Here is a 17,577-nt window from a genome sequence, read left to right on the forward strand (position 1 = left end):
AGGGGTAACAAGAATCTGACGTAGGAAATTTCACCTCAACCCGAGGAAGCACAGGAGGCTGCGCGCACAAGTTAAAGTGATTTGTTAAGAGTAAGATTTTTTTGGTATTAGGAACTGCGTCTGCCAGTGATTCCAGCAGGAAGGGAAAAGGTGGAGAGTCGATCTGTAAGCCGGGTTCTGTCTTGAACAGTCATTCGTCTACGATGGCCATCACTGGACATCTTTAGCAACCTACCCGGTCCCAGCGCGGGCCACGCCTTGGGACCCTATTTGGTCTTGCTCCAAGTGGGGTTTACCTAGCCACGAACTGTTGCCAGCCGTGCGGTGCGCTCTTACCGCACCTTTTCACCCTTACCGGCGCCGAAGCGCTTAGGCGGTTATTTTCTGTGGCACTTTCCGTAGGCTCACGCCTCCCAGGCATTACCTGGCACTTCGCCCTATGGAGCCCGGACTTTCCTCCCCCCCCTAATTCTCATAGAGGGCAGCGACTGTCCGATCGACTCTCCGCCGCGAAGGTTAACGGTAGAGCGCTTGAAGAACAAGCGCTAAAAGCCTTGGGCCAGACCCACGCCTTGGTTTCACTGGCCTTTCTGTTTTTCCAGTGCGACCTGGTACAGCACATTCTTGCGCTCGCCAGTGATTTGCGCCGCAAGGGCCGCGGCACGCTTGAGCGGCATTTCCTCGAGTAGCAGGTTCAGGACGCGCATCGCTTCGCTGCTGACAGCGTCTTCACTTTCCGGGGCTGTCCACCCGGCCACCAGCACGACACACTCGCCGCGCTGCTGGTTGCTGTCGCTTTCGACGAAGGCTCGCAACTGCGCCAACGGCAACCCCTTGAGGGTTTCGAAGGTCTTGGTCAACTCGCGAGCCAGCAGCGCCGGGCGCTCGGCGCCGAACACCAGTTCCATGTCTTGCAGGCATTCCAGAATGCGGTGCGGCGCCTCATAAAAGATCAGCGTGCGCGGTTCTTCCTTTATAGCCTCCAGGCGCGCCCGACGCCCCACCGCCTTGGCCGGCAGGAAACCTTCGAAGATGAAACGGTCCGAGGGCAGGCCCGCCGCCGACAGCGCCGCGATCAATGCACAAGCGCCCGGCACCGGCACCACGCGGATGCCCGCCGCCCGAGCCTGACGCACCAGATGATAGCCGGGGTCGGAAATCAGCGGCGTACCGGCATCGGAAATCAGCGCGACGTTATCGCCCGCCAACAGCCGGGTAATGAAACGACTGCCCTCATCCCGCTCATTGTGTTCATGACAGGCCGCCAACGGCGTGGAAATGCCGAAATGCTGCAGCAGGCGCTGGGAATGACGGGTGTCTTCGGCTGCGATAAGGGCAACCTCTTGCAGGATTTTCAGCGCACGGGCACTGATATCGTCCAGGTTGCCGATGGGCGTCGCCACCACATAAAGCGCGCCGGCAGCGGAATTCAAAGCACCTGGAGCAGTCAAGACACACACCTCATGATCGGTAAAAACCGCCATTGTAGCGTGTGCAGGCCGTCTCGGCTGTTCACATCAGCCATTGTGGCGAGGGAGCTTGCTCCCGCTCGGCTGCGCAGCAGCCGTAAAATCTGCCAGCCGCCCCCCCGGATATACCGTGTTGAATGGGTTTGGGGCTGCTGCGCAGCCCAGCGGGAGCAAGCTCCCTCGCCACGGAGGGCAGTGCCTTTGTGCTGTGCCGCACTCTCTGCAATACCTAAATTGATCGATTCACACCACTAACATCGCGCCCCGGCCAGCGCTTGGGTACAATTCGACGCTAATTTGATCTCGTATCAGGAACACTTACATGATCGCTTGCCTGCGGCTGCTCTCCGCCCTCTGCCTCGCTGCCCTCCTGGCGGCCTGCGCCAGCTCGCCCTCGTCCAGCCTTGGCGAACTTCCACGCACCCCGGATGCCAGTATCGAGCAGTTGCTCGAACAGGCCACCCAAAGCAAAAATCCGGAAAAAGCCGCCCTGCTGCGCCTGAGCGCTGCCGACCTGGCCTACCGCCAGGGCAATGCCGGCCAGTCCGCACAGATCCTGCAACAAGTGCCGATGGAACAACTCAAGCCCGGCCAGCAGATTTTCGCCAGCACGCTGTCGGCTGAACTGGCGATGACCCGCAACCAGCCCAAGGCGGCACTGACCGCCCTGGCCCACCCAAGCCTGCAACACCTGAGCGAAATGCCGGTGGAGCAGCAGGTCCGTACCGGTACCGTCCGCGCCCGTGCCCTGGAGGCCGATGGCCAGACCCTGGCCGCCGCCAAGGAGCGCATTTTCATCGCACCCCTGCTGGAAAACGACGCTGCGGCAAAAAACCACGAATCCATCTGGTCGTTGATCGCCTCGCTGCCCACCGACCAGTTGCAGCCAAGCTCCAACGACGACCTTGGCGGCTGGCTGAGCCTGGCCCAGGCCGTCAAGACCGCCGGCACCCTGGAACAACAGCAGGCGGCGATCGACCACTGGCGCGAACAGAACCCGAAACACCCCGCCGCCCTGCAACTGCCGACACCACTGGTCAAGCTCAAGGAACTGGCGAGCCAGCCGTTGAGCAAGATTGCCCTGCTGCTGCCACAAAATGGCCCGCTGGCTGCGGTTGCCAAGGCCTTGCGTGAGGGCTTCATGGCCGCGCACTACCAGGCCCAACAGGCCGGCCAGAAGCCGCCAAGCATCCAGTTCTATGACAGTTCCAGCCTGACCTCCATGGACGAGTTCTATCGCAAGGCCCAGGCCGACGGCGTGCAACTGGTAGTCGGACCGCTGGAAAAACCACTGGTCAAGCAGATCAGCACCCGCCCGCAACTGCCGATCACCACCCTGGCGCTGAACTACAGCGAAGGAGAACAAGGGCCGCCGCAACTGTTCCAGTTCGGCCTGGCACCCGAGGATGAAGCCCGCGAAGTCTCCCGTCGCGCCCGCGCCGACGGCCTGCATCGTGCCGCCGCCATGGTACCGAAGGGTGAATGGGGCGATCGCGTCCTGAAAGCCTTCAGCCAGGACTGGCAGGCCAATGGCGGCACCATCATCGCAATCGAACGGGTCGACCAGCCGGTCCAACTGGCCCAGCAGATCGCCGACATGTTCCAGCTGCGCCAGAGCGAAGGTCGCGCCAAGAGCCTGCAAAGCACCGTTGGCACCACGGTCGCAGCCCAGCCGTCCCGTCGCCAGGACATCGAGTTCATCTTCCTGGCCTCGACGCCGCAACAGGCCCAGCAGATCAAGCCCACCCTGAACTTCCAGTACGCAGGTGATGTGCCGGTCTACGCCACTTCTTCAGTGTTCAGCGCCAGCGGCGACCAGAACCAGTACAACGACATGAGCGGCATCCGCTTCTGCGAAACCCCGTGGCTGCTCGACGCCAATGACCCGCTGCGCAAGCAGGTCACCGCCCAGTGGCCCCAGGCAGGCGGCAGCCTGGGGCGGCTGTACGCGATGGGCGCGGATGCCTATCGCCTGGCACCGCGCCTGGGCCAGCTCAAGACGCTGCCGGACAGCCGCATCGAAGGCCTGTCGGGCAGCCTGGCAGTGTCTCCAACCCAGCGCGTACAGCGTCAACTGCCTTGGGCCGAGTTCCTCAACGGCCAGGTGCAGCGCCTGCCGGATACCCAGCGCTGATGCCCGACCGATCACGCCAGCAAAGCGGACGGGATGCCGAGGGCCAGGCCCTCGCGCATCTCCAGCAACACGGCCTGCGGCTGGTGGCGCAGAACTGGTTGTGCAAACGCGGCGAGCTTGATCTGGTCATGCTTGACGGCGATACAGTAGTATTCGTCGAAGTCCGCTACAGAAAAAATACTCAATGGGGTGGCGCGCTCGACAGCATTGACGAGCGCAAGCGCCAGAAGCTGGTTTTGGCCGCACAGTATTTTCTGCAAAGCGAGCCTCGCTGGGCCGATCATCCCTGCCGCTTCGACGTGGTTGCCATCGACAGCAACGCCGCCCAGCTGAACTGGCTGCAGAACGCCTTCGACAGTTGAGCGCCCATGCCGAGCCGGACACCTTCACCTAACTTTTTTGCTCTTTGCTTTGCGCGCCGCACATGTTTGTGCCGATAAGCCGCGCTACTTAAGGTCACACAGATGGACATGCAATCGCGAATTCGCCAGCTTTTTCAGGCCAGTATCGACACCAAGCAACAGGCGATGGACGTACTTGCACCGCACATCGAGCAAGCCAGCCAAGTGATGGTCAACGCCCTGCTCAACGAGGGCAAGATGCTTTCGTGCGGCAATGGCGGCTCGGCCGGCGACGCCCAGCACTTCTCTTCGGAACTGCTCAACCGCTTCGAACGCGAACGCCCGAGCCTGCCGGCGATCGCCCTGACCACCGACAGCTCGACGATCACCTCGATCGCCAACGACTACAGCTACAACGAGGTATTCTCCAAACAGATCCGCGCCCTGGGCCAACCCGGCGATGTGCTGCTGGCGATTTCCACCAGCGGCAACTCGGCCAATATTATTCAAGCGATCCAGGCCGCACATGATCGCGAAATGATTGTCGTAGCATTGACCGGTCGTGACGGCGGCGGCATGGCGTCCCTGCTATTGCCAGAAGACGTCGAGATCCGCGTACCGGCCAATGTCACCGCACGTATCCAGGAAGTCCACCTGCTGGCGATCCACTGCCTTTGCGACTTGATCGACAGCCAACTGTTCGGGAGTGAAGAATGACCCCTAATCGCCTAGGCCTTCTGGCCCTGACCCTGTGCCTCGGCATCAGCGGCTGCACATCGGTAGTTAACGCCAGCCGGGAAAAGCCGATTGAAGATGACCGCGGCACCCGCACCTTCGGCAGCAAGATCGACGACTCCCTGATCGAAACCAAAGTGGGAGTGAACATCGCCAAGGCCGACCCGGACCTGGACAACAACTCGCACATCGTCGTCACCAGCTTCAACGGTGTCGTGCTACTCGCCGGCCAAACCCCGCGCGCCGACCTCAAGGCCAAGGCCGAACAGGAAGCCAGCGCCGTACAGCGGGTCAAGACCGTGCATAACGAGTTGCAAGTCCTGCAGCCCTCCTCGCTGCTGGCGCGCCAGAACGATGCGTGGCTGACCACCAAGATCAAGACCCAGATGCTCACCGACGCCAGCATTCCTGGCTCGCGCATCAAGGTTGTGACCGAGAATGGCATCGTTTATCTGCTGGGTTTGCTGACCAAGAAAGAGGCCGCCCAGGCGACCAACCTGGTGCAGGGTGTGTCCGGGGTGCAGAAGATCGTCAAGTTGTTTGAATACATCGACTAAGGGGTGGTTCGGTTGCGGGCTTTGTGAGACGCAGCTTGTTGGTCATGTTGATCATTTAAGAAAACGGCGCTTCTTCCAGGGTGGGAAGGCGCCGTTTTTTTATGGGCGGGATTTTCGGGTTTTGGGTGTATATCCGTTGCTGCGGTAACGGCCACTTAGGGTTCCGCCCTGACGGCGGGTTACTTTTGCGCTTTTCAAAAGTGAGCCGCTGTAAGAGCGGAACCATAAGTAGCCGTTACCGCAGCAACGGATATTCACACCAATCCACCAATAAATGCAGCCAAAAAAAATGCCCACATCTCACGACACAGGCATTTTCCTCAGCGAACAGCGAACAGATCACCCGCTCCGCTACTTCACCACCTTAAGACTAGGCCTACCGCTAGGCCGCGGCGGCTCGTCATCCGGTGGTGGCAGGTCATCATCCGGCTCGAACTCTTCTTCACCGTCCAACGGCGCTTCCAGCTCAAACACCATGCCCTGGCCATTCTCCCGGGCATAAATCCCTAGAATCGCAGCAACTGGCACGTACAGGGTGTGCGGCACACCACCGAAGCGCCCTTCAAAGCTGACGGCGTCATTATCCATGTGCAGGTGACGCACAGCGGCTGGCGACACGTTCAGGACAATCTGCCCATCATTGGCAAAACCCTGCGGCACCTGCACCGACGGAAATTCGGCATTGACCAACATGTGCGGGGTGCAATCATTGTCCACAATCCACTCGTAGAGCGCGCGGACCAGATAAGGTCGACTGGAGTTCATAGCGGCTCCCTAAGCCTTAGCGCATGTCACGTTCGACACCAGACAGACTCGCCTGGAAAGCCTCACGCGCGAATTGGCGCTCCATATAATCAAGCAGCGGCTTGGCAGGCCGCGGCAGTTCGATACCCAGAATCGGCAAACGCCAGAGTATGGGCAATAGGCAGCAATCCACCAGACTTTGTTCCTCACTGAGGAAAAACGGCTTATCGACGAATAGCGGCGATACGCCCGTCAGGCTTTCACGCAATTCCTTGCGTGCCACGACCCGCGCCGGCTCCTTGGTCCGGGAATCCAGGATCAGATCCACCAACCCGCACCAGTCACGCTGGATGCGATGGATCAGCAAACGGCTATTGGCACGCGCGACAGGGTACACCGGCAGCAAAGGCGGATGCGGATAACGCTCATCCAGATATTCCATCACCACGGTCGACTCCCACAATGCCAGGTCACGATCGACCAGCGTAGGCAGGCTGCCGTAAGGGTTCACCTCGATCAGCTTCGGCGGCTGACGGCCCGCTTCGACGTAAATGATCTCGGCGCTGACACCCTTCTCTGCCAGTACGATGCGTACCCGGTGGGAATAGTGGTCGGCGGGGTCGGAGTAACAGGCCAACCGATTGGTCACGCCCATGGCGATCCTCCTCGCTTGTTGAAATTATCGAAAAACGGAAAAACGAGCGCGCCCAGAGGGCGTCTCCCGTAACACCTGGCTGGCCAGGCTCGTTACATTAGAGACGCCCTTGGGCGCGCACGATTAACAGCAACGGCTTACAGCTTTATCAATGCACGTCTTTCCAGTACTCACGCTTGAGCAGGTACGCGAATACGAAGAAGAACGCCAGGTACAGCAATACATAGGTACCGATGCGCTGATGCTCCAGCTTCACCGGATTGGCCGAGTAGGCCAGGAAGGTCACCAGGTTCTTGACCTTCTCGTCGAACTGCTCCGGCGTCAGGCTGCCGGTGTTCGGCAATACAGTCAGCTGGTCGCAGGCTTCATGAGTCAAAGCAGTGCCGGTCAGCGGGTCGAATTGCTTTTTACCGCCCTCAACGATCTGAACCTGTTTGCAGCCTACCACCTGGCGCCCCTGGAGGCCGACCAGTACGTTAGGCATGCCGACGTTCGGGAAGACCTTGTTGTTCACGCCCCATGGACGCGCAGGATCTTCGTAGAACGAACGCAGGTAACCATAAAGCCAGTCAGTCCCACGTACACGGGCGACAAGGGTCAGGTCCGGCGGCGCGGCACCGAACCAGGTCTTGGCATCCGTAGGCTGCATGCCGATGGTCATGTGATCGCCCAGCTTGGCACCGGTGAACACCAGTTTCTCGAGCATCACTTCATGAGGAATGCCCAGGTCATCGGCAACACGCTCGTAGCGCTGGAACTTGGCACTGTGGCAACCCATGCAGTAGTTGGCGAACGTACGTGCGCCGTCCTGCATGGCAGCTTTGTCGGAAACGTCGATGTCGACCTTTTCCAGCTCTGGACCACCGTGTTCAGCCGCGAAGGACAATACAGGCATGGCAGCAAGAATCAGTACAGCAAATAGCTTTTTCATCAGCCAGTCACCCTTTCCGGAACCGGTTTGGTCTTCTCGAGCCTTGTGTAGAACGGCATCAGAATGAAGTAGGCGAAGTACAGGAAGGTGCAGACCTGCGACAGCAGCGTCCGACCCGGCGTTGGCGCCAGCACACCCAACACACCCAGGATCACGAACGAGATGCAGAACACCACGAGCCAGATCTTGCTCAGCCAGCCTTTGTAGCGCATCGACTTGACGGGGCTGCGGTCCAGCCACGGCAGGACGAACAGCACTGCGATGGCCGCGCCCATGGCGATAACGCCCATCAGCTTGTCCGGGATCGCCCGCAAAATCGCGTAGAACGGCGTGAAGTACCAGACCGGGGCAATGTGCTCAGGGGTCTTGAACGCGTTCGCCTGCTCGAAGTTCGGCTTCTCGAGGAAGTAACCACCCATTTCCGGGAAGAAGAACACGATGGAACAGAAGATGAACAGGAAGACCACCACGCCGACGATATCTTTCACGGTGTAGTACGGGTGGAAGGCGATGCCATCCAGCGGTACGCCGTTCTCGTCCTTGTGCTTCTTGATGTCCACGCCATCGGGGTTGTTCGAGCCGACTTCGTGCAAGGCCAGGATGTGCAGAACCACCAGGCCAAGGATCACGATCGGCAGGGCGACCACGTGCAGGGCAAAGAAGCGGTTCAGGGTAATGCCCGAGATCAGGTAGTCACCGCGAATCCACTGGGTCAGGTCGTCACCGATGACCGGGATCGCACCGAACAGCGAGATGATCACCTGGGCACCCCAGTAGGACATCTGGCCCCACGGCAGCAGGTAGCCCATGAAGGCCTCGGCCATCAGCGCCAGGTAGATCAGCATGCCGAAGACCCACACCAGCTCGCGAGGCTTCTGGTACGAACCGTAGAGCAAGCCACGGAACATGTGCAGGTAGACCACGATGAAGAACGCCGAAGCGCCGGTGGAGTGCAGCAGACGCAGGATCGAGCCGTACTCGACGTCGCGCATGATGTATTCGACGGAGGCAAACGCTTCTTCCGCCGACGGGGTGTAGCTCATGGTCAGCCAGACACCGGTGACGATCTGGTTGACCAGAACGAGCAGCGCCAGGGAGCCAAAGAAGTAGAAGAAGTTGAAGTTCTTCGGAGCGTAATACTTGCTGAGATGGTCTTCCCACATTTTGGTCGCGGGAAAGCGCGCATCAACCCAATCCATGAATTTGCTCATCACGCTTTCTCCGTATCGACGCCAACGACAATGATGTCATCGGTCTCATAGGAATGCGGGGGAACTGGCAGGTTCAGAGGTGCAGGCTGCGACTTGTAGACGCGACCGGCCAGGTCGTAGTGGGAGCCGTGGCAAGGGCAGAAATAACCACCGACCCAGTCCTTGCCCAGGTCGGCAGGCGCCACTTCAGGGCGGAACGTTGGCGAGCAACCCAGGTGCGTACAGATCCCGATCAGCAGCAGGACCTCTGGCTTGATCGAACGCGTCTGCGGGTCGACATAGGTCGGTTGCGTAGAGTTCTTGGAGGACGGGTCGGACAACTGACCCTCGATCTTTTTCAGATTCCCCAGGATTTCCTCTGTACGGCGGACGATGAATACCGGCTGGCCGCGCCACTCAGCAATCATCTGCTGGCCTGGCTCGATCTTGCTGACATTCACTTTCACCGGTGCACCTGCGGCTTTCGCCTTGGCACTGGGAAACCATGACCCCACGAACGGGACCGCAGCCCCCACCGCTCCTGCAGCACCCACCACGGATGTGGCTGCTACCAGGAAGCGACGCCGGCCTGCATTCACGCCGTCATTGCTCATTCAGTCCTCTCCCATCAGCTTTGTGGCCTGTTAGATCAGGCGTCTACTAAGTAAAAATCTGAACTTATAAAAATTTTGCCGAATGGTAATGAAAAGCCCCAATTCTGACAAGGTAATTACCAAGCGGCCAAACCGCCAAGCCTTGTAGTATAGGGGCTCTACGAATGTGGCAAGTTGTCACAGAGCAATTCTTTTGCCCATAAAAAAACGCCCAGCTCCGTGAGGAACTGGGCGCCTTTTGAAAGCGGAAGCGAAATTAACGCTTCGAGTACTGCGGACGCTTACGCGCTTTACGCAGACCGACTTTCTTACGTTCAACTTCGCGAGCATCGCGAGTTACGAAGCCGGCTTTGCGCAGAGCACCACGCAGAGTCTCGTCGTAATCCATCAGGGCGCGAGTGATGCCGTGGCGGATTGCGCCAGCTTGACCACTTACACCACCACCGATAACGGTGACGTAGATGTCGAATTTTTCGACGGTCTCGGTCAGTTCCAGCGGCTGACGAACTACCATGCGGGCAGTTTCGCGGCCGAAGAAGTTATCCAGGGAGCGGTTGTTGATGGAGATATTACCAGTGCCCGGACGCAGGAAAACGCGTGCGGTTGCAGTCTTGCGACGGCCAGTGCCGTAATTTTGAGTCGCCGACATAATGAACTATTCCGTTAAAACTTCAGTTCTTGGGGCTGCTGAGCAGTATGAGGGTGAGCAGCGCCCGCATAAACCTTCAGCTTACGATACATGTCGCGACCCAGTGGGTTTTTAGGCAGCATGCCTTTAACCGCGGTCTCGATCACGCGCTCAGGGGCTTTGGCGATCAGCTTTTCAAAGTTGATCGACTTGATGCCGCCAGGAAAACCGGAGTGGGAGTAGTACATTTTGTCAGTGGTTTTAGCGCCAGTAACACGTACTTGCTCAGCGTTGATCACGACGATGTAGTCACCGGTGTCAACGTGAGGGGTGTACTCAGGCTTGTGCTTGCCACGCAGACGGCTCGCGATTTCGGTGGCCAGACGACCCAGGGTCTGACCAGCAGCGTCGACGACAAACCAGTCGCGCTTTACTGTTTCCGGTTTAGCAGTAAAAGTTTTCATTCTTTATAGCCTCAGGGGCCGCCCTGTAAATTAGACGGCGGATCTTACTGAATAGTGCGTACTTTGACAAGTCAAAGGCAGCCGGATACAGACGCTTTCGGGGGCTCGGGTCGGCGCGTCCGTTCAACGGCAAGATTCTTCGGCGGCGGCGCATCACTTCCACTGCAGAAAGAGGTGCGCAATTATGCAGATTGCGAAAAATATTTCAACCTGCTTTTATGATTGTTTTGCCCAAGGAGTTCCCGATGGACTATCGCCCGCTAGGCCGTACCGATCTGAACGTGAGTGCCCTGTGCCTCGGAACCATGACCTGGGGTGAGCAGAACAGCGAGGCCGAGGCCTTCGCCCAGATCGAACGCGCCAAGGGTGCCGGCATCAATTTCATCGACACCGCCGAGATGTACCCGGTGCCGCCCAAGGCCGAAACCTACGCCACCACCGAGCGCTACATCGGCAATTACTTCAAGAGTCGCGGCGATCGTGCCGACTGGATCCTGGCGAGCAAGATCGCCGGCCCCGGCAACACTATCGACTACATCCGCGACAAGAACCTCAAGCACAACCGCCGCCACATCGTCGAAGCCGTGGACGCCAGCCTCAAGCGCCTGCAAACCGACTACATCGACCTCTATCAGTTGCACTGGCCGGAGCGCAGCACCAACTTCTTCGGTCAACTGGGCTACCAGCACAAGGCCGACGAAACGTTCACCCCGCTGGAGGAAACCCTCGAAGCCCTGGACGAACAGGTTCGCGCCGGCAAGATCCGCCATATCGGCCTGTCCAACGAAACGCCGTGGGGCACCATGAAGTTCCTTGCCCTGGCCGAGGCCCGTGGCTGGCCGCGAGCGGTGTCGATCCAGAACCCGTACAACCTGCTCAACCGCAGCTTCGAGATCGGCCTGTCGGAAATCGCCATTCGCGAGCAATGCGGCTTGCTGGCTTATTCGCCACTGGCGTTCGGCTTCCTGTCGGGCAAATACGAAAACGGCGCACGGCCAGCCAAGGGCCGCCTGACGCTGTACAGCCGCTTCATGCGTTACTTCAACCCGCAATCGGAAGCGGCGTGCAGCCGTTATGTGGCCCTGGCCCGCGAACATGGCCTGGACCCGGCGCAGATGGCCCTGGCGTTCGTCACCCGGCAGCCGTTCGTGACGAGCAACATCATTGGCGCCACCACGCTGGAGCAACTGGACAGCAACATTGCCAGCTTCGACCTGAAGCTGTCGGACGCAGTGCTGGCGGGGATCGAGGCGATCCACAAGGATCAGCCCAACCCGGCCCCTTGATCGATTCATAGGCCCCATCGCGAGCAAGCTCGCTCCCACAAGGGTTCTGTGCTGGTTACAACACAGTGATCAGACACAAATCGCCTGTGTGCGAGCTTGCTCGCGATAGCGGCCCCAAGTTCACCACCGCATCAAAGCGACCGCGCAATGATCTCCTTCATGATCTCATTGGTCCCGGCATAGATCCGCTGCACCCGCGCATCCGCCCACGCCCGGGCAATCGGGTATTCCCACATGAAGCCGTAGCCGCCATGCAACTGCACGCACTCGTCGAGCACCTTGCATTGCAGGTCGGTGCCCCAGTACTTGGCCATCGCCGCCGTCGGCACGTCCAGCTTGCCTTGCAGGTGCAACTCCAGGCAGCGGTCGACGAAGACCCGGCCGATCTGGATTTCGGTGGCCATTTCCGCGAGCTTGAAACGGGTGTTCTGGAAGTCCGCGATGGATTTGCCGAATGCCTTGCGCTCGCGGGTGTAGTCCAGAGTCCATTGCAGCGCCGCTTCAGCCGATGCCAGGCCGCCAATGGCGACGGTCAGGCGCTCCTGGGGTAGCTCCTGCATCAAGTAGGCGAAGCCCATGCCGGCCTGCCCCAGCAGGTTCTCCTTCGGCACGCGGACATCCTGGAAGAACAATTCCGACGTGTCCTGGGCCTTCATGCCGACTTTTTCCAGGCGTTTGCCCTTTTCAAAACCCAGCGTGCCCGCCTCCACCAGGAACAGGCTGGTGCCCTTGGCGCCGGCCTTCGGATCGGTCTTGGCGACCACGATCACCAGGTCCGCCAGGAAACCATTGGTGATGAACGTCTTCGAGCCGTTGATGACGTATTCGTCGCCGTCCAGCACCGCCGTGGTCTTCACCCCTTGCAGGTCGGAACCGGCGCCCGGCTCGGTCATGGCGATGGCCGTGACCATTTCGCCAGACACCAGTTTCGGCAGGTACTTGTGTTTCAGCGCCTCACTGCCGTAATGCAGAATGTACGGCGCGACGATGTCGGAATGCAGCGAGAACCCGATCCCCGTCAGCCCCAGGCGGCCGATTTCCTCGATCACCACCGTGCTGTAGAGAAAATCGGCGTCCAGCCCCCCATAGGCTTCAGGAAGGTGCGAGCACAACATGCCCGCCTCCCCTGCCTTGTTCCAGAGCTGGCGATCGACATGTCCCTGTTTTTCCCACTGGCTGTGGTACGGCACGGCTTCTTTTTCGAGGAAGGTTCGTACGCTTTCGCGAAACAATTCGTGTTCGGGACTGAACAGTGTTCTGGGGATCATGGCGCACCTTTGGTTTTTGTTGGGCGTGGTTATCCGACAGAGCCTAAGCCTGCGGGGTACGACAGGACACTGGACACATCCGACAAAAAATAAGACGATCCAGCCGTCTGGTGACCACTTTCCCCTATAAAAATAAAGATGAATTATGTCTATGCACGCCTCCACGCCCTTGCGGCGCGTCAGCATCCTGGCAATCGACCGGGTCTTCGCCTCGACCCTCATGCAAGCCAAGGATTTTTTCCACCTGGCCAGCCTGCGCTATGGCAAACAACTGGGCCACGGCCTGACGCCGGCTTTTGAAACCCGACTGGTCAGCCCCGATGGCAAACCGGTGAACAGCTTCAGCGATGTAATCATGCCGGTGGACGGTGGCCTGGAAAACACCGATGTCATCATCCTGCCGGCCTTCTGGGATGATTTCGCCACCCTCTGCCAACGTTATCCCCAGGTCCTGCCTTGGCTGCGAGAACAACACGCGCGCGGCGCGGTACTCTGCGGCGAAGCCACCGGGGTGTTCTGGCTGGCGGAGGCCGGGTTGCTCGACGGCAAGGAAGCCACCACCTACTGGCGCTTCTTCAATGCCTTCAAGGAACGCTTCCCCCAGGTACACCTGAACCAGGACAAGCACCTGACCGACGCCGACAACCTGTTCTGCGCCGGCGGCACGACCTCAGCCTGCGACCTCTACATTTACCTCATTGAACGCTTCTGTGGCGCCAACGTCGCCCAGGCCGTGGCGCGGGACATCTTGTATGAGGTGCAACGCAGCTATTCGCCAGGACGGATCGGCTTCGGCGGGCAGAAACTGCACCAGGACGTGATCATCCTCCAGATCCAGCAATGGCTCGAAGAGCACTTCGCCGATAAATTCCGCTTCGAGGATGTTGCCCGGGAACATGGCATGAGCATCCGCAATTTCATGCGCCGCTTCCAGACCGCCACGGGCGACAAACCGCTGCATTACCTGCAACGGCTGCGGATCGAAACCGCCAAGGGCCTGCTCTCCGGCAGCCGCAAGAGCATCAAGACCATCAGCTATGAAGTTGGCTATGACGACGCGAGCTTTTTCGCCCGGCTGTTCCGGCAACATACCGACCTATCGCCGAACCAGTATCGGCAGCAGTTTCAGCAGGCGGCGTAGCCCGAGGGCTGGCAAGCTCCCTCCCACAGGGTTATGCCGTGAACGGCTGATTCCACGGGCACAAAAAAGGCCTGCAATCGCAGGCCCTTCTTTTTTCCGAATTGCCCTACGGCTTATGCGCCCGCGCCAGGAATTCGTGGGACTGCATTTCCAGCAGGCGACTCAGGGTCCGCTGGAATTCGAAGGTCAAGCGGCCGCCGGTGTAGAGGTCCTTGAGTTCGACTTCGGCCGAAATGATCAGCTTCACGTTACGGTCGTAGAACTCGTCGACCATGTTGATGAAACGGCGGGCGATGTCGTCGGTGGTGACGCTCATCTGCTCGACATTGCTCAGCAGCACGGCATGGAAGATCTTGCCCAGTTCGATGTAATCGTTCTGGCTGCGGGGCCCGTCGCACAGTTCGCGGAAGTCGAACCAGGCCACGTCATCGCACGTACGCACGGCACGGATTTCGCGATTTTCGATGACCAATACATCATTTTCCACGGCCTGGGTGCATTCCGGCGTCAGGGCGCGGAAGCTCTTGCGCAGGCTCTCTTGGGCAGCGGCATCCAGCGGAAAGTGGAACAGCTCCGCTTGTTCGAGGTGACGCAGGCGGTAGTCGACGCCGCTGTCGACGTTGACGATTTCAGTGTGTTCCTTGATCAGCGCGATGGCCGGCAGGAAGCGCGCCCGCTGCAGGCCGTCCTTGTACAGGCCGTCCGGCACGATGTTCGAGGTGGCGACCAGGGTCACGCCGTTCTTGAACAGCTCTTCCATCAAGGTGCCCAGGATCATGGCGTCGGTGATGTCGGACACGAAGAACTCATCGAAGCAGATCACCCGGGTCTCGTTGGCAAAACGCCTGGCGATGATGGTCAGCGGGTTCTTCTCGCCGCCCAGGGTCTTCATTTCCTCGTGCACGCGCTTCATGAAGCGGTGGAAGTGCGTCCGCGTTTTCTCCTTGAATGGCAACGCTTCGAAGAAGGTGTCCACCAGGTAGGTCTTGCCACGGCCCACGCCGCCCCAGAAATACAGGCCCTTGACCGGTGCCTGGTCTTTTTTGCCGAACAGTTTGCCCAACAGACCCGGCTTGTTGTTCGAGGCCGCGACCAGGTCGTCGTACAGGCGCTGCAAATGCCGCACCGCCGTTTCCTGGGCTGCGTCGTGGAAGAACTCCGGGCGTTTCAGATCAGCTTGATATCGTTCTAGGGGCGTCATATTCGTTAGCAAGGCAACAAAAACGGGCCGTCACTGTAGCGACGGCCCAGAGGAATGGCAATCGGCCCTTACTCGGGCCGATGGTCGGATGACGTGCCGGATCAGTCCTGGGCAGGCGTCAAGGCAACACGCAGCGCATCGACGGCGGCATCCCGCGCGGCGCTGTCAGCAAAAGCCGGGCTATTCGCCACGCACTCGCCGTCGAGCCAGACGCTGAAACCCAGGTCGTCGCTGCGTACATCCAAGGGCTGGCCGGACTGCAATTGCTTGGTCACCTGCCCCGCGGTCTTGCCGTCGGCAAAATGGTTCGACAGCAACAGTTGCTCGCCGTCGGCGGACAGCAGTCGGAAGCGGAAACTGCCGTCGTCTTCGCGAAAACTGACGAAGCGTGCTGTCTTGGCGGCTTTCTTCTTGGTGCTGGCGGCCACCTGGACCTGGCTGACAAACGAACGCAGGCCAACAGCCTCGCGCAGTTCGTTGAGGAACGGCGTTGCCACGGCCCGGGCTTTTTTCGCGCCCAGTTGCAGGATGTCTTCAAGGTCCGATGGACGCTCGATGAACTGGTGATAGCGCTCGCGCGCTTCACCCAGCTCACTGTCGAGCAACTGGAACAGGCGGTTCTTGGCTTCGCCCCAACCAAGGCCCTGCAGCAGTTCGTTGCGGAACTCGGCAGACTGTTCGGCAGTGGCGAAGGCCTGGAACAGGGTGAACAGATGCGAATTGTCCGGATCCTTGGCTTCGCCCGGGGCACGCGAGTCGGTGACGATCCGCGAGATCGCGTCCTTCATGTCCTTGGCGCTGCTGAACAACGGGATGGTGTTGTCGTAGCTCTTGGACATCTTGCGGCCATCGAGGCCCGGCAGCGTGGCGACGCTTTCTTCGATCAGCGCCTCGGGCATGGTGAAGAACTCCTTGCCCTGGCCGAACAGGTGGTTGAAGCGCTGGCCGATGTCGCGGGCCATTTCCACGTGCTGGATCTGGTCGCGACCGACCGGCACCTTGTGGGCGTTGAACATCAGGATGTCGGCGGCCATCAACACCGGGTAGCTGTACAGCCCCATGGTGATGCCAGCGTCCGGGTCTTCGCCGGCCTCGACGTTCTTGTCCACCGACGCCTTGTAGGCGTGGGCACGGTTGAGCAGGCCCTTGGCGGCGACGCAGGTCAGCAGCCAGGTCAGCTCCGGGATCTCGGGAATATCGGACTGGCGATAGAACGTCACGCGGTCCACATCCAGGCCACCGGCCAGCCACGTAGCGGCGATTTCCAGGCGCGAACGCTGGATACGCAGCGGATCATCGCACTTGATCAGGGCGTGGTAGTCAGCCAGGAAGTAGAACGAATCGGCGTTGCTGTCGCGGCTGGCGAGGATCGCCGGACGGATGGCGCCGGCATAGTTGCCCAGGTGCGGGGTGCCGGTGGTGGTGATGCCGGTCAGGATACGGGTACGCGTCGTCATGGGTTATCGCTTGTCAGACTGCTGTCAATTCGAGAGGCGCGGCAGGATCAGATCCTTGAGATCGGTCAGCTTGCCATGAAAAAAGTGTCCGCATTCTGCCACTTTCAGCAGCTCATGGGGACGTTGGAGCGTGTCGGACCATTCGTAAACCAATTGCGGATCGACCACTTCGTCGGTTTCCGGCTGGATCACGGTCAACTGGCCGCTCATCGGCAAGGGCGACTGCTCGTCCAGGCGCATCACCGCCGGGGCCACCATGAACAGGTGCTTGACCGGCTGCCCCTGGGCTTCCAGGCGCCCGCCCAGGCTGGCGGCGACGAAGCCACCGAAGGAAAAGCCGAACAGTGTCAGGGGCAATTGCGGGTATTTCTCCCGCAGCCATTGCGCGACAGCCTGGGCGTCGTCCACTTCTCCGGTGCCCATGTCATGATTGCCGGCACTGGCACCTACGCCACGATAATTGAAACGCAACGTAACCAGGCCAGCATCGCGGGCAGTGCGTTGCAGGGTCGAGACCACTTTGTTGAGCATGGTCCCACCCTGCACCGGGTTCGGGTGGCAGATCAGCGCCAGGCCACGGGGAGCCTCGCTGTCCAGGTACAAGGCTTCCAGTTGGCCCACCGGGCCATCGATGACTACAGGGGTTTCGCGCATAAGCAAGGGAAAGAACTCCGTGACCTCGAATAGGATCGACTCGTCTAGCTAAAGTCTGTGCCTGGCATGATTGCGATGTTCTTCGCGGTATACAGCGCAGGTCCGAGC

General features: G+C 59.8%; 18 protein-coding genes and 1 other RNA gene. 6 read left to right on the plus strand and 13 right to left on the minus strand.

All coding sequences use genetic code 11. The features are described from left to right. Positions 1 to 150: 150 nt before the first annotated feature. An RNA gene (gene rnpB / locus BLU76_RS17865) (RNase P RNA component class A) lies at positions 151 to 504 on the minus strand. Between the two features lie 74 nt (positions 505 to 578). Further along, complete coding sequence (gene rsmI / locus BLU76_RS17870) at positions 579 to 1,484, minus strand: 16S rRNA (cytidine(1402)-2'-O)-methyltransferase (protein WP_092223694.1); 906 nt, start codon at positions 1,482 to 1,484, stop codon at positions 579 to 581. Positions 1,485 to 1,791: 307 nt separating this feature from the next. Here rsmI and BLU76_RS17875 point away from each other — a divergent pair, with 307 nt between their 5' ends. From BLU76_RS17875 to BLU76_RS17890, 4 genes are all read left to right on the plus strand, one after another. Further along, positions 1,792 to 3,603 carry a penicillin-binding protein activator gene (locus BLU76_RS17875; RefSeq protein WP_092223696.1) on the plus strand — a complete coding sequence of 604 codons (1,812 nt, stop codon included), beginning with the start codon at positions 1,792 to 1,794 and terminating at the stop codon, positions 3,601 to 3,603. Further along, positions 3,603 to 3,965, plus strand: coding sequence for a YraN family protein (locus BLU76_RS17880; protein ID WP_063324478.1), 363 nt, complete (start codon positions 3,603 to 3,605; stop codon positions 3,963 to 3,965). The genes BLU76_RS17875 and BLU76_RS17880 overlap by 1 nt, the downstream gene beginning before the upstream one ends. Before the next feature lie 102 nt (positions 3,966 to 4,067). Further along, the gene (locus BLU76_RS17885) at positions 4,068 to 4,661 is read left to right on the plus strand and encodes a phosphoheptose isomerase (protein ID WP_007928463.1); all 594 of its coding nucleotides are present in this window, start codon (positions 4,068 to 4,070) and stop codon (positions 4,659 to 4,661) included. After that, the gene (locus BLU76_RS17890) at positions 4,658 to 5,236 is read left to right on the plus strand and encodes a BON domain-containing protein (protein ID WP_003178201.1); all 579 of its coding nucleotides are present in this window, start codon (positions 4,658 to 4,660) and stop codon (positions 5,234 to 5,236) included. The genes BLU76_RS17885 and BLU76_RS17890 overlap by 4 nt, the downstream gene beginning before the upstream one ends. Positions 5,237 to 5,587: 351 nt before the next feature. On the opposite strand, the gene BLU76_RS17895 is transcribed toward BLU76_RS17890, so the two are convergent. The 7 genes from BLU76_RS17895 to rplM form a co-directional block, all read right to left on the minus strand. Next, a complete protein-coding gene (locus BLU76_RS17895) occupies positions 5,588 to 6,001 on the minus strand; it encodes a ClpXP protease specificity-enhancing factor (protein WP_053124982.1) in 414 nt (137 codons plus the stop codon). 16 nt (positions 6,002 to 6,017) lie between these two features. Beyond that, positions 6,018 to 6,635: a glutathione S-transferase N-terminal domain-containing protein gene (locus tag BLU76_RS17900; protein ID WP_003178195.1), complete on the minus strand. Its 618-nt coding sequence runs from the start codon at positions 6,633 to 6,635 to the stop codon at positions 6,018 to 6,020. Between the two features lie 148 nt (positions 6,636 to 6,783). Continuing rightward, positions 6,784 to 7,566, minus strand: coding sequence for a cytochrome c1 (locus tag BLU76_RS17905; RefSeq protein ID WP_092223698.1), 783 nt, complete (start codon positions 7,564 to 7,566; stop codon positions 6,784 to 6,786). After that, entirely contained in the window at positions 7,566 to 8,777 is a 1,212-nt protein-coding gene (locus tag BLU76_RS17910) for a cytochrome b (RefSeq protein ID WP_063324476.1), read from the minus strand. Before BLU76_RS17910 ends, BLU76_RS17905 begins: the two co-directional genes overlap by 1 nt. Continuing rightward, on the minus strand, positions 8,777 to 9,370 hold the full coding sequence (gene petA / locus BLU76_RS17915) for a ubiquinol-cytochrome c reductase iron-sulfur subunit (RefSeq protein WP_060740746.1): 594 nt from the start codon (positions 9,368 to 9,370) through the stop codon (positions 8,777 to 8,779). Before petA ends, BLU76_RS17910 begins: the two co-directional genes overlap by 1 nt. A 256-nt stretch (positions 9,371 to 9,626) precedes the next feature. Further along, the gene (rpsI, locus tag BLU76_RS17920; protein ID WP_003205364.1) at positions 9,627 to 10,019 is read right to left on the minus strand and encodes a 30S ribosomal protein S9; all 393 of its coding nucleotides are present in this window, start codon (positions 10,017 to 10,019) and stop codon (positions 9,627 to 9,629) included. Positions 10,020 to 10,033: 14 nt separating this feature from the next. After that, a complete protein-coding gene (rplM, locus tag BLU76_RS17925; RefSeq protein WP_003205365.1) occupies positions 10,034 to 10,462 on the minus strand; it encodes a 50S ribosomal protein L13 in 429 nt (142 codons plus the stop codon). 245 nt (positions 10,463 to 10,707) lie between these two features. On the opposite strand from rplM, the gene BLU76_RS17930 reads away from it, so the two are divergent. After that, a complete protein-coding gene (locus BLU76_RS17930; RefSeq protein ID WP_092149508.1) occupies positions 10,708 to 11,748 on the plus strand; it encodes an NADP(H)-dependent aldo-keto reductase in 1,041 nt (346 codons plus the stop codon). A 131-nt stretch (positions 11,749 to 11,879) separates the two neighbouring features. Here BLU76_RS17930 and BLU76_RS17935 read toward each other — a convergent pair whose 3' ends face one another. Continuing rightward, positions 11,880 to 13,016, minus strand: coding sequence for an acyl-CoA dehydrogenase family protein (locus BLU76_RS17935; protein ID WP_092223700.1), 1,137 nt, complete (start codon positions 13,014 to 13,016; stop codon positions 11,880 to 11,882). Between the two features lie 244 nt (positions 13,017 to 13,260). Here BLU76_RS17935 and BLU76_RS17940 point away from each other — a divergent pair, with 244 nt between their 5' ends. Further along, positions 13,261 to 14,157, plus strand: coding sequence for a GlxA family transcriptional regulator (locus BLU76_RS17940; protein WP_170862044.1), 897 nt, complete (start codon positions 13,261 to 13,263; stop codon positions 14,155 to 14,157). A 106-nt stretch (positions 14,158 to 14,263) separates the two neighbouring features. On the opposite strand, the gene zapE is transcribed toward BLU76_RS17940, so the two are convergent. The 3 genes from zapE to BLU76_RS17955 all read right to left on the minus strand — a co-directional run bounded on the left by zapE (position 14,264) and on the right by BLU76_RS17955 (position 17,469). Further along, a complete protein-coding gene (gene zapE / locus BLU76_RS17945; RefSeq protein ID WP_092223702.1) occupies positions 14,264 to 15,358 on the minus strand; it encodes a cell division protein ZapE in 1,095 nt (364 codons plus the stop codon). 101 nt (positions 15,359 to 15,459) lie between these two features. Continuing rightward, a complete protein-coding gene (locus tag BLU76_RS17950) occupies positions 15,460 to 16,815 on the minus strand; it encodes a tryptophan--tRNA ligase (protein ID WP_063324471.1) in 1,356 nt (451 codons plus the stop codon). A 24-nt stretch (positions 16,816 to 16,839) separates the two neighbouring features. Next, the gene (locus BLU76_RS17955; protein WP_063324470.1) at positions 16,840 to 17,469 is read right to left on the minus strand and encodes an alpha/beta hydrolase; all 630 of its coding nucleotides are present in this window, start codon (positions 17,467 to 17,469) and stop codon (positions 16,840 to 16,842) included. Positions 17,470 to 17,577: the final 108 nt, after the last annotated feature.

The organism is Pseudomonas sp. NFACC08-1, from assembly GCF_900106735.1.
GTDB lineage: Bacteria > Pseudomonadota > Gammaproteobacteria > Pseudomonadales > Pseudomonadaceae > Aquipseudomonas > Aquipseudomonas fluorescens_Q.